Below are 12,786 nucleotides of genomic sequence, written 5' to 3'. Positions count from 1 at the left end.
CTGCTCGCAATTCCACCTGGTTGCCCTTTCCCCTGCAATAACCCTCCATCACACCCGTCGAATTGCCCCATTGAATTCCTCGTTAATATAAGGGTTTTTTCAAGACCGTGTCCGTAATTTAGGTTATGATAACCCCCGTAGTCTGCGGCCCAATTTATGCGAACTCTCTTTGCCTATTGCATGCTTTCCCCGAGGCGTACTGCATACGTCCTGGTTGCGCTTCTGGCAGCAGGCATTGCAGAAGGCTTGAGCCTCACTGCCCTCCTTCCACTCCTTTCGATCGCTGTCGGCGATTCCGCCAGTTCGGACATGGGTCGGCACATCGCCGAAGTTCTCCAGAACATCGGGATTTCTCCCACCATAGGCGCCATGCTGCTGATCATCGTGGGAGGAATGATCCTCAAAAGCCTCATATTATTGATAGCGAACAGGCAGGTCGGTTATGCGGTCGCCCATGTGGCAACCGTCCTTCGCCTCGAACTGATCGACGCGCTGCTTGCCAGCCGCTGGCAGTATTACCTGCGCCAGCCGATGGGTTCCCTGGCCAATTCCGTCGCCACCGAAGCCTACCGGGCAGCCAATGGCTTTGAGCACAGCGTTACTGTACTCGCGCTGGCCGTACAGGTTGTCGTCTACGGAACCGTGGCCATGTTTGTTTCATGGGAGGCCACCCTTACTTCCATTCTGGCGGGCATCATCATGATGCAGGTGCTGCACCAGTTGATTCGTGCGACACGCAAGGCGGGAACCAGGCAGACCCACCTGCTGCGAAACCTGCTGACGTATCTTTCGGATGTACTCGTTTCAGTAAAATCGCTCAAGGCCATGGCGAGAGACAATGTAGCCGAAGCGATCCTGCGCGACCAGACCCAGCAACTGGAAAAGGCTACCCGGCGGGAAATCATCGCGCGTGAAGCCCTGATGGCGCTGCAGGAGCCTATCCTCGCCACACTGATGGCAATCGGCCTTTATCTGGCCTTGGAAGTATGGGGGCTCTCGTTGCCCTCGGTAATGGTGATGGTCTTTCTTCTGACCCGGCTCCTCAGTTTGCTCAATAAAACGCAGAGGAAATACCAGAATCTGATGGCGCAGGAAAGTGCCTACTGGGCCTTGCGTACCGCTGTTGCAGAAGCGCGTGCCGCAGCGGAAAGAACATCAGGCACGCGCGAGCCGACGCTTGAAAAGGGCATCAGCCTGCGCCACGTCAATTTCGATTACGACACCAAGCCGATTTTTCAGGACCTGAATCTCGAAATCCCGGTCAGGTCGTTTACCACCATAGCCGGACCGTCGGGGGTCGGCAAAAGCACTATGCTGGATCTCCTGTGCGGCCTGGTGGAGCCCAAGTCCGGCGAAATCCTGTTGGATGACGTGCCCATGCGTGACATCAATCCACGTGCCTGGCGTCGCATGATCGGATATGTCGCCCAGGAGAACGTCCTGCTGCATGACAGTATTCTCAATAATATTCTCGTCGGCGCCCCTGAACTGACTGAAGCGGATGCGGAAAGAGCACTGCGCCAGGCTGGCGCATGGGAGTTCGTCAGTGGATTGCCGGACGGCCTCTATACCATTGTCGGTGAGCGTGGCGGCCTGTTATCCGGAGGGCAGCGCCAACGCATTGCGATTGCCCGGGCGCTGGCTCACCGGCCTCTCTTTCTGGTACTGGATGAACCGACGAGTGCGCTCGATCCGGAAAGCGAACGACTTGTCTGTGAAACACTGCGAAACCTCACACAGGAACTCACGATTGTTGCCGTCTCCCATCAGCCAGCGCTGATCAGCGCAGCGGATGTGATTTTTGCGCTTTCCAGGGGAAAAGCGGAACGGATGCCGCCGGCGGAGGCAGTTCGTTACGCACCCGCGGAGCGGGATACTTCCTCCCTGTCTCACAGGGAAGCGGCTTTCGTTTCCCGTTAAGCGGACAACGAGTGCCTACCTGAGCCTTCGTCTCCATCTGTTCCAATCATTGTCCTCCCCTGTTCACCCTGAACCCTTCGTCTCCGTTCCCCCTGATCCCGAGTCGTCGAAGGATCGAAGGCGCGAACAGTGCTCAGAACAAGCCCCTTCGACAGGCTCAGGACAGGTCCTCTGGCAGGCTCAGAACAAGTGAATCGACGAGTCGGCAAAGAGGAGTTGATCAATCCTATTTTGCGAACACGAAGCAGGTTTCACCCCAATTTCGGGTGGTTTTGAATCTGACTTTCAAACCCGCCTGTTCCATCAGTGCTATCGCCTCCTGCTGCTCCTCGACTGTCCCCAGCTCGACGATGACGGACCTCAGTGCCGGATTCCTGAGCACATTCCCGGCACCCCGGATGATGGGTATCTCGATACCATCCACATCGATCTTGATGTAGTTGGGATAGGGAAATCCCCATTTTGAGCATAAGTCATCGAGTGTCACGCCGAATATGCCCTGTATATGCGTGGCGGGTTTTTTCATATTCTTCAAATCTTCTTTTCCGAACTGGGAGCGGTTCCCACCGCCTATGAATCTGGGAATATAAAGTTTCGAAAAGCCTTCCTCTCCGGCAACAGCCACGCAATAGGAGGTAATATTTTTTTCCAGCTTGTTGAGGTAAATGTTTTTATTCAATAAATAATAATTGGCGCATTGGGGCTCGAACGAATATACATGGATGTCCTTCCCGTATTTCTTTGCTGGATACAGGGAATACTGGCCGATATTCGCACCCAGGTCGAAAAAGCAGGAACCCGGCTCAAAACTGTCAAGCCAGTCCAGGGTATCGGGTTCCTTGATGGAATACGTTTTTGCCCGCTGGAGTGTCCGAAAATTATCCACTGCGATACGTATGGGTTGACCCTTGACATTGACTTTCGTGTAGCCGCCCTTCAATCCGTACAACGCTACTGCGCATCCGGATAATACATCCATGAAAAATGAAGACATCTATGCCGACCGTAACTTATTAGTAGAGATGAGAATAGAAAACAGGTGAATGGCGAAGGATATCTGGTTTGTAGTCCCAGCCGAAATATTTTTGCTGTGACCCGCTGCACGGACATCAACAGGATGAGCGACTCAGTCTACAGGTTGCTCAATCATCACTTCAGCGGAAGTGGAAATCATATGCAATAGTTTCTGGATTCCTTCTTTCGAGGCTTTCAAGGAAATGACGAAGGGAACGGCGGTCGAGCAAAATCGTGTCTTATCCGCGAGGCGACATCCAGTCGTTGAGAATTCCTGTCTCATAGGAAGAACCGGCCTCCGCGAGGATCGCTGAAACTTCCCCCAGGCTCACACCCTTTCTTGTCAGCACACTTTTTTTGAGGAACGGGAATCCAAGCTCGGTAATCAGCGGCTTCCTCAGGTGAAAGGTCGACTCAACCCATTGCAGGGGCCTATGATTGTAATCAGTTTGAGCAAGAACCTGCTCCAGACTGTAGAGCGCCGCAAGACGAAAGCGACGGCTGAGAAAGCGGGAAAAACCGACTTCATATCTGCGAACAATAGCCGGCTTGAATTCCAGAACCTCGATTTCCGCGAAGAAACGAAGAAATTCATCGGAGGACACAGCTTTTTTCTTGCAGTAGAGGAAATAGGACTGTAGGTGGGGATAAAAACGAAAAGAATCCGTCATTCCCACGATATCAGCCTCGCTGCCTTCGAGCCTGGCAATGATATTGTCGATACTGAAAAGTGGGCCGAGAACGCTGTCGTTGGCTAACAGAAGACCGCTGTGTTCGCGATATTCGGGATATTTTTCCAGCGCCGTTTTCCACCCATAGAAATCGTATCCCTTATTCTCACGGTTTATTATTGCGATACAGCATCGGGACAGCTTTTCCAGATCGCTTCCTGAAATCATGCTGCTCGAACTGATGAATACGATATCGAAGCCGGCCAGCATCAGAGCGTTGAGGTAGTAATACACGTTCTCCCTGACAACGCTATCTTTGTCGAAGCTGCAGAAAAGGCAAACAGGACGATCATAACGGGGAGATATAGCCTTTTCATACAACCTCACCAGCGGCTTTTCACCCTCCTTCTCTCGTTTAAGCAGATGAAAGGATAGATCTCGCGCATACTTCAAGTCTTTGACTACGCCCTTCACCGCCCACTTTATGGGTAAAGCGCAATTGGGTTTGCGCCGCAATTCAGACAGCTCCTCAGGTGGGACTTTCATGACCGATCCATGCATATTGCGCGTTTATCTTTTTTGAGTGTACAGAATCGTGCTGGATGAACCGGAGCATAAAAAAGAAAAAAGGCAGTAGCAGTCTATTGCTTCTGATACAACCCCACGAGTTCCGATTGCGCGATGATATGTCCCTGCATCTCCTGCTCGAGGATTGCCTTGGTGGGATGTTTCAGATCCGGAAGCATGATATCCAGCGCGTAGAGTTTATGAAAGTATCGATGCTTGCCGATAGGGGGGCAGGGTCCCCCATACCCTGTGCGCTGCCAGTCATTGAGCCCGCCGAGCGTTCCAATGGGAAGATCGGCTTCCGCCACTCCCTCAGGCAAACCTTGAGCCGCGGGAGGAATGTTATATAGAACCCAGTGCACCCAGGTCAGCTTGGGAGCGGCAGGATCGGGCGCATCCGGATCATCCAGAATCAAAACCAGGCTTTTCGCATTTTCCGGTATATTTTCCCAGAACAGCTCGGGTGAAGTATCATGCCCCTGACAGGTATGACGAATAGGAATCTCTCCGTGATTTGCAAAGGATGAAGATGTTATCGTCATAGACATGCGAGGTTCCTCCTTCTTTGGTTTTCTTTCCTTCTGACTCAAGAGAGCGTCTGGCTCAACCGCTAAATACGCTGAGGCTGCCAGCGTAGCCGGCATCGCGCCTGCGAGCAGGCAGATAAGCGTAATCTTCGGCAGGGCGCGCCGGCGCCGAAAAGCAAAATGCCACCTCATCATGATATAGAAATGAGCCTGCCCTTTTCAACGTTCAGCTTGGGCAGACGAACGGTCAGCACGCCGTTCTTGTAGTCCGCTCCCGCTTTGTCTGCATCCACTTCCGCCGGCAACGGCAGGGTTCGCTGGAAAACGCCGTAGGCACGTTCCATGACATGATATCTGCTGTCATTTGTATCACGCTCAAAGCGTTTTTCCCCTCTCAGAGAAAGCATGTTGCCCTCTATGCTGATCTCAAAGTCTTTTTTTTCCATGCCAGGCACTTCTATCCGTACCACGATTTCCTTGTCCGTTTCTTCCATATCCCCTGCCAGAATACTCCAGTGAGGAAAAGCTGGCATGCTGGCAGTAGAAGCCTGCCTTTTGTCTTCCTCACCCTTGCGGTGTACAAAGTGCGTGAGGGCATCGCTGCCATGATGGACGAGTTCACGCCAGCCGTCTGAAATGTGATCCCATGTCCGACTGAGTCTCCGGCTGATATTTTCACCTGCATTCTTCACGGAATCCATCATGATCGTACTCCTTCTGACTATTGGAAAAAACTGGTAATGACAGGCTAGGCAAGAATTGCCACTCGCATATTTTCCAGTTGTCTCTTAATCCGGTTGGTCTCTTAATGCCGTTGTCTCTCTTCCTTCTGCCGTTGATAACTGGTCAACCGGGAAATCGCCAGTAGTTCTTCCGACAGCAGTTCCAGCAAGTCATCCAGTGTAAGAATGCCCACCAGCGCGCCATTCTTGCCCACTATTGGCAAGCGCCGTACCGTCTTGCTGCGCATGTATTGAATCGTCTCGAACACCCCCACGCTTTCTTTCACGGTAACGAGTTCCTGCTCCATGATATCGCCCACCGTGATGACGGCCGGGTCCAGCCCGGTTGCCATGATTTCCACCACCAGGTCGCGATCGGTGACAATCCCGACGGGAATATTGAGGCCGTCCCGCTCTTCGACAACAACTACATCGCCCACATGGTGCTGACGCATGAGTTTAGCTGCATCCGCAACCGTATCGTCACGCTTCACAATTACAGTATCGCGGTTACAAATTTCCCCGACCGGCATCTTGCTCTCCATTTTCAATTACACACTATGGTGTAGGGACGGTGATGTATGTTGCAAATTCGAAACAGGCATTTAAGGCTATCGGAAAGTTTTTTCCTAACGCGTCCAGTGCACGCGCAGCAAATACTCGTCCGGGTTATAGTGAAATTCCAGATCGCCCTGATATGCGTTGTGTATGGCCTCGCCGATGCCTCTCGCCAGATGGATATCAGTAGTCGTCACCAGGGTTCCCCCGTCTTTTTCTTCAACGGCCATGATGCGATTGAACGGATGCTCGACCTTTTCACGCTTTTCCACATTGTGCACGATGTGCATGATTTCACTATGATGCGCGGCATAGAACTCGCCACCCAGCGTGACGAAGCCGGCAGGGAAATCATCCCGGATACGATGGCAAGCAGCACACATTTCCTGATGGGCGCCTTCGGGCGCTTCGCCCCATTGCCAGCGCCCCTCATGGAACACCGCGCCACAACTGGGGCAGACAGCAGGTTCCGACGGTTTGTGCCGCGCCCGGTAGGGATCGTGTATGCGCTCTTTGAAGAGCTGGTCATGGCGGGAAATCTGGCGAAAGCCGACAAAGGGAGGGTGCGTCATGGTAGAGCTCCTGTTGTATGGGTTTACATCTGACCCCTCTATATCGAGTTCTTCGGGAGTTTTTGTTGCCAAACCGCCTTCCAGGTCCCCAACTGTGTCATCTCGCTCGCATTACTCAACGCCCTTTTGGCCCTTTCAGGCAGTTCTAGCAATCATGACGTGCACGGTATGGGTCAGGACCGTGGACGCAGTGCTCTATAGAGCCAGAAGGTGATCGCGCTTTCCAAAAAAACGCGAGCAGGCGGGACGGCGCCCGGAGTGACTGATCGTTCTTCCGAGCGGAACGATCAGTCTGATGACCGGGAGAGTGACGCTCGGACTATTTCACCTCGATCCGTTTGGCGGTTTTTCCTTCCTTCTTCGGCAATGTAAGTTCCAGCGTGCCGTTTTCATATTTTGCCTCGGCCTTGGTCTCATCCACATCGCTTGCCAGAGTAAAGCTCCTGTAGCTCGATCCCTGATGGCATTCCCGGCAAATCACCCTCTCGCCTTCTTTTTCTTCTTTTTCCTGCTTTGTTTCGCAACTGATAGAAACGCGATTGCCCTCCACCTGAACCTTGACATCCTCCTTCTTTACTCCGGGTATTTCCGCGCGAACCGTATAGGCATTGTCGTTTTCGGCAAGATCGATCTTGATCTGAGGCGTGGTTTCCATATCCATGGAGAATGGACGCATTCCCCAATTCTTGAACCAGTCCTCCAGATTGTAAAACGGGTCATACCGAGTGATATCGCCAACAAGAGGCGAGCGACGAGCAATATTTGCCATGGTTTTCTCCTTTCTAAAAATGAATGCGAATTAAATGAATAGCCTTTTCTACCCTTATCACTTCATTTCTGCCTTACTCGACTGTGCGTGCCACGATGGTTCGAATTCTTTGCATGACTTCTTGCATCTATCTTTTACATATCAGAAATTCCCACCCGAATAAGACGCTCCATCCGATTCCGAATCCAAGTCCGACCAATCCTGTGTTTCCCCATAGTGCGCGCCACCACGCCGCTCGACCCGGTAATAACTTGCGGTAGAAATCACTTGGTGGCCTTTCCTCCGCTCCTGCCTGTATGGTCCATAAGATCCGGTTGCTGTGGGGCTGTCGGTAATCGCTTCTTCTGTATTCTCGACCGGGTTTTCGATCCCGTTCTTGTTGATCCTTGCATTGCCTCTGTCAGATGATGTGCTCAAGATTTTCCCTCTGAAACTGTTGATCGATTGTGCGACCGTACCGCTAGACGGCCTAGCTCTTTCTAACGGCCGGACCTTCGGATTTTTAACACCTGATCGAGGAATCGCTCTGTACGTTGCCTAACATTCGGGTGACAAACCCTGGATAAGCTGTCCGCCAACCGGTAACAAGACCTGCTTATCCAGAGTAGTCATAAGGCTTCCAACGATTAACCCGTATCCCGTTGCTGCTATTTTTTACTCTTGCAGATTCCCGGGCAGTCCGCGCCGCCGCGGGTGGGATCGCAATCATCCCTGGGATCATCCACGCAGGTCTGGCCTCCCGGGCATGGGATGCCGGCAATTCCGCCGCATGCTTGCGGCTCGGATTTCTTGCACTCCCCTTCATGTTCAACAGAAACACCGGCGGCTGCTGCAGTGCACGAGTTGCTGTAAGTCTTGCCATCACACCCGCAAACAGGCTTGAAGATTTGCGGACAAATGGTGGGTTTGGGCTTGCATTGACCTTGCGCATCCGGCATCTTGCATTTGGCCCCCAAGTCACAGTACTGGTTTGCGTCGGGGCAACGTGTTCCGGCGATACCCCCACAAACAGCTCCCCCTCCACCGCCTTCAATAGGTTTGCATTGATCGGTCAGCTCGACATTGAGGAACGTTCCCGTCCTGGGATGAATATCACGCAGACGCTTGACGAAAGCTTTAAAATCGCCTGGCTTCGAGCTGAAGCCTGCCTCCGCGCAAGCATTCAATCCCCCCTCTATCGGAATAGGTCCCCCTGCTCTTGGACTATAAACAACGAAAGTGTCCACTGTCTCTTCACTGATAGCCTTCCCCACCGTCTTTCGTATGGATTTCAGCGCCCCGCTGTCCAATGCCCCTCCCGTACTGCCGAGGTTGATGTTCACGGCACGATTTGCAGCATCTCCACCGGCTCCCCTATCTTCACCTTGCTGTGCGAAAGCCGGGGTTGTACCAAGCACGGCTGCTCCGATCAGAAAAACAACAAAGCCCAATTTACTCATTGCTTCCTCCATCAACAGGTGGTGTGGTTACATCATTTGCCCTTTCCCTTTTGATGAACTATCGCACCCAGAAGCCCACCCCAGGTGCAATATCCAAGTTTTGTATTTTTTATCCAGATCACGGTCAATTCGATAAGAGCGGCAAGAATGTCATCCCAGGATATGATTCCTCCGCCGGCGTGCCATCACCCCCATCAGACCCAGTCCGCCAAGAAACAAAGCGTATTGCTCCGGTTCGGGAACCGCTGTTATTGCCAACGTCACATCATGCTCATGGTAGAGTACGTTAAACGCCACGCCTGCCCCGAATCCGTGTGTGCTGACTGTGGCAAATGTCGAATTGGCAAGGCGTTCATCAAAGGTGGCCACCACGAAGCTGTCACCGACGGTGGGTGTATAACCCAGATTCCATATGTCAATCTCCCCACCCAGTGTCACATCATCGGTAACCGTTAATTGGTCAAAGCTGCTCAAGCTAGCAAGCTCGAAGTTGACTACTCCGCTTGCTGCCTGATGCAAATCACCGTCGATCGTGAGATGACCGATCCCGTCCCCAGGATTGATTGCGCCGCTATTGGATAAACCCAGCATGGGTGTGATAACTGTACCGTTGCCTTGTATAATCCCCGCGTTAACGAAACAATCCGCACCTCCACAAGAGGACTGGAGGGTTGCACCGGCGCTGATATTTACCGTGCCAGCATTATTCATGGCATGGGCTACATTAAACACACCTGCCTGCACATTCACCGTGCCCGTGTTATTGAATCCCACGCCCCCGCCAATGTTAGTAAGCGTGTTGGCCTGCTTGTTGTAAGTCCCGCTGTTGTTGAACGTCCCAGTGCCCGTCATCTGATCATTAAAGGCGTTGGTGTCCGTATAGGTCCCGGTGTTGTTGAAGGTGCCGTTATTGAAGAAGAGATCGTTAGCCCCGTTGCCTGTATTGCCGCTCCAGGTGGTATTGCCAGCATTCACTGTGCGTCCACCTGAAATAACCTTGGCACCGTTGCCGCTTAGCTCCAATGTGCTGTTAAAGGTCGTGGTCGCCCCACCCGTAATGGAACCGCCCGTCCAGGTAGCAGCACCACCAATGGGTGTGCTGGTACCTGCCAATGCTCCGCCTGAAAGCAGAAATCTCGAAGTGTGACTGCCTCCATTGAGATTAGCCGTACCTCCACTTATCTCAAAGGTGCCGTCACCGCTGGTTGTTACACTGTTCAGGTTATGGGTACCAAAGTTGAGATCGAGGGTTGCACCATCAGCAATGGCAAAACTGCCGCTGTGAGTGCCGCTCCCTTGCAGGCGCAATGTCCCCGCATTGACATTCACCGTGCCCGTGTTATTGAATCCCACGCCCCCGCCAATGTTAGTAAGCGTGTTGGCCTGCTTGTTGTAAGTCCCGCTGTTGTTGAACGTCCCAGTGCCCGTCATCTGATCATTAAAGGCGTTGGTGTCCGTATAGGTCCCGGTGTTGTTGAAGGTGCCGTTATTGAAGAAGAGATCGTTAGCCCCGTTGCCTGTATTGCCGCTCCAGGTGGTATTGCCAGCATTCACTGTGCGTCCACCTGAAATAACCTTGGCACCGTTGCCGCTTAGCTCCAATGTGCTGTTAAAGGTCGTGGTCGCCCCACCCGTAATGGAACCGCCCGTCCAGGTACTCAAACCGCTGAGCGTAAGATTGCCTGTACCTCCAAGGACGCCTCCTGATAAATCAAGACTGGTTATCGCCGTGTTGATTGACAGAGTGGAGTTACCACTGCTGATAATCGCTTTGTCACCTGCACCCGGCACACCCGTGGGCGACCAGTTCGTATCGACTCCAAACTCTCCCGTGCCACCAAACCAGGTGCGATCGACAGCAAAAGCAGGCTGAATAACGCCGGATGCAGCCATTGCTGCTGCGATCGGCAGTATCTGAAAAACGTTGCGACCCACTGACTCGATTTTTATACCCTGATGATTATTCTTAGTATTTTTCATTTTATGCCTCCTCCGAGTTCATTTGATTTTTTCTGTTCACGGCTTCTTTTTATCTACAAGGGCAACATTTTTAAAAATAGACTGCATTTTTCAAAAAGCAAGGAAATCGAGCGTTGAGTAAGAATTCATACGGAAGATAGCGCGGAGACGAATTTCAGCGTAGCTGGAATCAGAGCAAGCATTCAGATACTGCTTCGCAATACCATTCTCAGACAGAAGAAAACTCGGAGGAGAAAACTCGGTTACTCTCAGTTATAGAGATGGAGAAACCTGAATTCAAGGCATGACTTCGCTTTTCACGCATTGGGACTGATGCTGTCTCTCAGACAGAATTGCTCGACAGTGGAATGCAGAAAAGGGAAAAGGTTGAGGGTCTCAGATATGGCGCAAGTATATAAGGCCCAACGCTTGACCGAAAGGCAAGGGGCGGAACCTCGTCTGCCACCGAAAGACCAGCGAAGGGGTATTTTTCAACTTTGAAGGGTGGGTGCAGCCGGAGTTGATTTACTCAGCTCCCCACGCAGGCGTTCGCTTGAACGGTCGCGATGCAGGGCGCTTCGCTTCCTGCGCGGCCACCTTAAGGAATCAGGAATCGAGAAACACGGTCCCCTACAAGCCTGAAGGATAGGTCTCATCCAATTCACCGGCCCGGGGGTGGACGAATGCGGGCAACGGTTGCAGCGCTCCCGTTTTGTCGATATGAATCATGAAATCGAATTGCCGCGGGAGACAGGCATAGAAGTAATGGCTCATGCGCTCGGTTTCAGGCCGGTAGATCACGCCGATCGCACGCTGCAGCCGCTCCTCCTCCAAAAATCCTACGGCTTCACCTCCGGCGGTGAGGTCGAAAAAGAAGCGTTTCTTTTCGAGTTGCGAAAAAATTTCTTCGTAACTGCCTGCAAGCGGTTCGCGGACAGTCTTCGTTTCGGCGGGTCCGTCCCAGTCGGTCGCTGCAGTCACTGTTCCGCGGCTGGTCGAAAACCCGATGCGCAGCGACTTATCCCGATATTTCTCGGTAACGAGCTGGCCGATGTTGAATTCGCCGCGCCGCCCCATCTCGGTGGCCGCCGCATTGCCCAGATGAGAATTGTGAGCCCAGACAACAATGCGTGCTTCCCGCTTCAGTTGGCCTTCCAGGTAGCTCGCGAGCTTTTCGAGCGTCTCGAACATGTGCCGGTCTCTCAGGTTCCAGGTATTGGGTCTTCCCCTGAACATGGCGCGATAATATTCCTCCGCATTTTTCACCAGCTCAGCATTCTGCTGCGCCGAAAAATATTCGTTTCCGGCAAACGCGCCATCCTTTTCAACGTAAAACCGCCCTTTTCGCTGAAGCTGCATAAGCTGCGCGATCACTTCCTGCTCGCACGAATCCCACCGTCCAGAAGCAATGGCATAACCGTACGCCTGCGGATTTTCGATGAATTGGCCGAAGCAACCGTAGCGCGCCCAGGCGGCGAGAGCTTCTTCCGGATCGACCTTATCCAGATATGCCAGCACGGCCCGCATCGAGGTTGTCATGCTGTATAAATCGAGTCCATAAAACCCCACTGACCCCGCCGGTTCCTGCTGCTCGTGCTTGTATCTCCCCGTCTCCTGGTTATAGTTGCGCAGCCATGTGATGAAAGCGAATACTTCGGTATTCCTCCACATCCACGTGGGAAACCGTTCGAAATTGGACAAGGCCGCATCCGCATCCTTGTCTTCCGACCGGCCCGCAACAAAGCGGTTAACCCGATAGGCATCCGGCCAGTCCGCCTCGACCGCAACAGCGTCGAATCCGTCCTCGACAATGAGGTGTTGAGTAATTTCAGCACGCAGGCGATAAAATTCGGCTGTACCGTGGCTCGCTTCACCGATCAGGACAAACTTTTTTCCCTGCGCATGCTCGCGTACCGCGCGGATCAACTCACGGCCAGCATCGTACTCCGCCACAGGGCGAGCGTCCTGCTCCAGCACATCGATCAAATGGTAATCAAAATCGATATTAGCCATAATGAAATCCTCCTGGACCCTCAGGCAATGGAGTCCTGCAATTCCCTCAGTCTCC

At 52.7% G+C, this 12,786-nt stretch carries 12 protein-coding genes; 1 reads left to right on the top strand and 11 read right to left on the bottom strand.

Going from position 1 to position 12,786, the window contains the following annotated elements; all coding sequences use genetic code 11:
• Window positions 1-156: 156 nt before the first annotated feature.
• Window positions 157-1,920 carry an ABC transporter ATP-binding protein gene (locus tag C8R21_RS03580; protein WP_107761473.1) on the top strand — a complete coding sequence of 588 codons (1,764 nt, stop codon included), beginning with the start codon at window positions 157-159 and terminating at the stop codon, window positions 1,918-1,920.
• A 226-nt stretch (window positions 1,921-2,146) separates the two neighbouring features.
• On the opposite strand, the gene C8R21_RS03575 is transcribed toward C8R21_RS03580, so the two are convergent.
• The 11 genes from C8R21_RS03575 to C8R21_RS03525 all read right to left on the bottom strand — a co-directional run bounded on the left by C8R21_RS03575 (window position 2,147) and on the right by C8R21_RS03525 (window position 12,731).
• A complete protein-coding gene (locus C8R21_RS03575) occupies window positions 2,147-2,914 on the bottom strand; it encodes an FkbM family methyltransferase (protein WP_107761472.1) in 768 nt (255 codons plus the stop codon).
• Window positions 2,915-3,173: 259 nt separating this feature from the next.
• Window positions 3,174-4,151 (bottom strand): rhamnan synthesis F family protein, encoded by a 978-nt coding sequence (locus C8R21_RS03570; RefSeq protein ID WP_107761526.1) that lies wholly within the window; start codon window positions 4,149-4,151, stop codon window positions 3,174-3,176.
• Window positions 4,152-4,246: 95 nt separating this feature from the next.
• A complete protein-coding gene (locus C8R21_RS03565) occupies window positions 4,247-4,720 on the bottom strand; it encodes a YbhB/YbcL family Raf kinase inhibitor-like protein (RefSeq protein ID WP_074974413.1) in 474 nt (157 codons plus the stop codon).
• 170 nt (window positions 4,721-4,890) lie between these two features.
• Complete coding sequence (locus C8R21_RS03560) at window positions 4,891-5,403, bottom strand: Hsp20/alpha crystallin family protein (protein WP_107761471.1); 513 nt, start codon at window positions 5,401-5,403, stop codon at window positions 4,891-4,893.
• A 101-nt stretch (window positions 5,404-5,504) separates the two neighbouring features.
• Window positions 5,505-5,954 carry a CBS domain-containing protein gene (locus C8R21_RS03555; RefSeq protein WP_107761470.1) on the bottom strand — a complete coding sequence of 150 codons (450 nt, stop codon included), beginning with the start codon at window positions 5,952-5,954 and terminating at the stop codon, window positions 5,505-5,507.
• 96 nt (window positions 5,955-6,050) lie between these two features.
• Window positions 6,051-6,551, bottom strand: a complete 501-nt coding sequence (locus tag C8R21_RS03550; RefSeq protein WP_107761469.1) for a BCAM0308 family protein — start codon at window positions 6,549-6,551, stop codon at window positions 6,051-6,053.
• A gap of 319 nt (window positions 6,552-6,870) precedes the next feature.
• Window positions 6,871-7,320 (bottom strand): Hsp20/alpha crystallin family protein, encoded by a 450-nt coding sequence (locus C8R21_RS03545; protein ID WP_107761468.1) that lies wholly within the window; start codon window positions 7,318-7,320, stop codon window positions 6,871-6,873.
• Between the two features lie 141 nt (window positions 7,321-7,461).
• Window positions 7,462-7,737 (bottom strand): hypothetical protein, encoded by a 276-nt coding sequence (locus C8R21_RS03540; protein WP_107761467.1) that lies wholly within the window; start codon window positions 7,735-7,737, stop codon window positions 7,462-7,464.
• Between the two features lie 230 nt (window positions 7,738-7,967).
• Entirely contained in the window at window positions 7,968-8,759 is a 792-nt protein-coding gene (locus tag C8R21_RS03535) for a Kazal-type serine protease inhibitor family protein (RefSeq protein ID WP_107761525.1), read from the bottom strand.
• A gap of 150 nt (window positions 8,760-8,909) precedes the next feature.
• Window positions 8,910-10,739 (bottom strand): beta strand repeat-containing protein, encoded by a 1,830-nt coding sequence (locus C8R21_RS03530; RefSeq protein ID WP_107761466.1) that lies wholly within the window; start codon window positions 10,737-10,739, stop codon window positions 8,910-8,912.
• Between the two features lie 609 nt (window positions 10,740-11,348).
• Window positions 11,349-12,731: an erythromycin esterase family protein gene (locus C8R21_RS03525; RefSeq protein WP_107761465.1), complete on the bottom strand. Its 1,383-nt coding sequence runs from the start codon at window positions 12,729-12,731 to the stop codon at window positions 11,349-11,351.
• Window positions 12,732-12,786: the final 55 nt, after the last annotated feature.

The sequence above is a fragment of the Nitrosospira multiformis genome (assembly GCF_003050865.1).
In the GTDB taxonomy this organism is placed as follows: Bacteria; Pseudomonadota; Gammaproteobacteria; order Burkholderiales; family Nitrosomonadaceae; genus Nitrosospira; species Nitrosospira multiformis_E.
The sequence above is the reverse complement of the archived record's forward strand: the minus strand, read 5'-3'. Positions and strand labels throughout refer to the sequence as shown.